The 2961-nt window shown below is 54.5% G+C and carries 2 protein-coding genes; both read left to right on the plus strand.

Going from position 1 to position 2961, the window contains the following annotated elements:
- The first annotated feature begins 80 nt into the window (after positions 1-80).
- Positions 81-1112, plus strand: a complete 1032-nt coding sequence (locus tag PHV74_15920) for a restriction endonuclease subunit S (GenBank protein ID MDD5095839.1) — start codon at positions 81-83, stop codon at positions 1110-1112.
- Positions 1109-2961, plus strand: a 1853-nt coding sequence (locus PHV74_15925; protein ID MDD5095840.1) for an HsdR family type I site-specific deoxyribonuclease, incomplete at its 3' end; no start/stop codon positions are given. The genes PHV74_15920 and PHV74_15925, both read left to right, overlap by 4 nt.

Genomic DNA, 2961 nt, shown 5'->3' on the forward strand with positions numbered 1-2961 from the left:
ATGTTGGCGCTTGTTTTGGCGCTAAATTCGACCCGCCAGCCGATTCACTCAGACTTTAAACTTCGCAGCATAATATCAGGGTGACTCAATCAGAATTCCGATACCGGCTTTTTGCAGGGACGCCAACTCTGCATCGATATGCACTGATTCCAAACGGGTTTAGAGGGTGCTTGGGTCGTCGAATGGCTCTAGTTCGTCCTGATCCTAAGAAGGCGCATCCTCGCTTCCTACACTACTATTTCCTTACACCCTCATGGCGGGCTATAGTGGAGGCAAATATCATCAGTGGTGCCACAGTGGATCGGATTCCTTTAACAAGATTTCCCGATTTCGAGGTGCAACTACCCTCTCTTGGTGTCCAGCAACGCATCGCCTCCATCCTCTCCGCCTACGACGACCTGATCGAGAACAACCGGCGGCGGATTGAGTTGCTGGAACAGTCGGCGCGGCTGCTCTACAAGGAGTGGTTTGTCAACATGCGCTTTCCCGGCCACGAACATGTCAGGATTGAAGACGGTGTGCCGGATGGGTGGGAGCGTCAGCCACTCGCTGAACTCTGTGAGTCTATAGATTACGGCTACACAGCCAGCGCTACATTAGACGAGGTCGGTCCAAAATTCCTTCGCATCACGGACATTGTCCCCGATATTATTGATTGGTCCACGGTGCCTTATTGCCTTATTGAAGAAGACAGGCTGGCGAAGTTTCGGCTTGTTGAAGGCGATATCGTCATTGCACGCACGGGAGCAACGGTCGGTTATGCAAAGAGACTTCACAGGCGATTTCCGGAAGCCGTGTTTGCCTCGTATCTGGTACGTCTGCGGCTCAAACCAACAATCGACAACTTGATGGTCGGGACTTTCGTGGAGTCCGATCAATACAAGAGCTACGTCAAATCAAACGTGGGTGGTGCAGCACAACCAAATGCGAATGCCCGAGTACTCTCCGCTGTAAGGATTCTTGTTCCTTCCCCGAACATTCAGCGTCTCTTTCATGAGTATGTAGAACCTATTAAAGACCTGTGCGAAATCTGTCAAATGCAGAACCAACAACTCACCAAAGCCCGCGATCTTCTCCTGCCGCGTCTGATGAACGGAGAAATAGCCGTATGAGCAGTTATACCGAGGACACCCTTGTCCAGCAGACCACGGCGGAATACTTGGAGCAGAAGCTCGGGTGGGACTCGGTCTACGCATACAATACCGAAACCTTCGGTCCGCAGGGTACGCTGGGGCGCTCATCCGACCGCGAAGTAGTGCTCACGCGATACCTCCGGGCCAAGATCATTGAACTGAATCCCAATCTGCCGGATGAGGCTTACGATGACGCTATCCGCCAGATCACAGCTACCACGGCTACCCAGAAGCTGTTGACGACCAACCGCGAAAAATACGAGCTGATGAGAGACGGCGTGCCGGTGACTTTCCGCAATGCCAAGGGCGAGCGCGTCAAACAACGGCTGCGCCTGTTTGACTTCAACGAACCGGCCAATAACCACTTCCTCTGCGTGCGGGAGCTGTGGGTCAAAGGCGATCTGTACCGCCGCCGGGCGGATATCGTGGGGTTCGTCAACGGCCTGCCGCTGCTGTTCATGGAGCTCAAGAACGTCCACAAGGATATCCGGGCCGCCTATGAAAAGAACTTCAAGGACTACAAAGATACCGTGCCCCACCTCTTCCATCACAACGCCTTCATCGTGCTGGGAAACGGCGTGGAGGCAAAACTCGGGTCGGTGACCAGCCGGTTCGAGCATTTCCAGGAATGGAAGCGTCTGGCGGAAGATGAACCGGGCGTGGTGGATATGGAAACGCTGCTCAAAGGAATCTGCGATAAGCGCAACCTCATGGACCTGCTGGAGAATTTCATCCTCTTTGACGATTCCTCCGGCGAGCCGAGGAAAATTCTGGCCCGTAATCATCAGTTTTTAGGCGTCAACCGGGCCATCGAGGCGGTGCAGGATCGCCGGAATCGCCAGGGCAAGCTGGGCGTTTTCTGGCATACCCAGGGCTCAGGCAAGAGCTACTCGATGGTGATGTTCACGCAGAAGGTTCACCGCAAGCTCGGCGGCAACTTCACCTTCCTCATTTTGACGGATCGCGAGGACCTGGATACCCAAATCTACAAGACCTTTGCCGGTTGCGGTGTGGTGAATAATGACCGCGATCCGTGCAGGGCAACCGATGGCGATCACCTGAGCCGCCTTCTGGCGGAGCAGAAATCGCATATCTTCTCTCTGATCCAGAAATTCAACCAGAACGTAAACCCGGATGTGGGCTACACCCGGCGCGATGACATCATCGTGATTACCGATGAAGCGCATCGGACGCAGTACGGCACGCTCGCCCTGAACATGCGGAATGCCCTTCCCAAAGCCAGCTATATCGGCTTCACCGGAACGCCTCTGTTCAAGGAGGATGAGATCACCAGGCGGGTCTTTGGCAACTACATCTCCACCTATGACTTCCAGCGTGCCGTCGATGATAAGGCCACGGTGCCGCTCTATTACGATGCGCGCGGAGATAAACTCGGTGTGGCTGTCACCGATCTGAATGATCGCATTGCCGAGAAGCTCGAGGAACTGGAAATCGAGGGTATCGATGTAGAGCAGCGTCTGGAGAGGGAACTCAAGCGCGATTACCACATCATCACTGCGGACAAGCGGCTGGACGCGGTCGCCAGGGACTTCGTTAAACACTATTCGACGGCATGGGAGACCGGCAAGGCGATGCTGGTCTGCATTGACAAAATTACCTGCGTCCGCATGTACAAACTGATCGAATTCTATTGGAACGAGAGAATCAACGAGCTGGAATCGCAGTTACCCCAGGCAATGGATGAGCAGGACGAACAGTACCGGCAGCGCCAGATTGAATGGATGCGCCAGACGCAGATGGCGGTCGTGGTCAGCGAGGAACAGGGCGAGGTCGAGAAATTTCGCAGATGGGGGCTGGACATCACCCC

It is taken from the genome of Dehalococcoidia bacterium (assembly GCA_028711995.1).
Lineage (GTDB): Bacteria > Chloroflexota > Dehalococcoidia > SZUA-161 > SpSt-899 > JAQTRE01.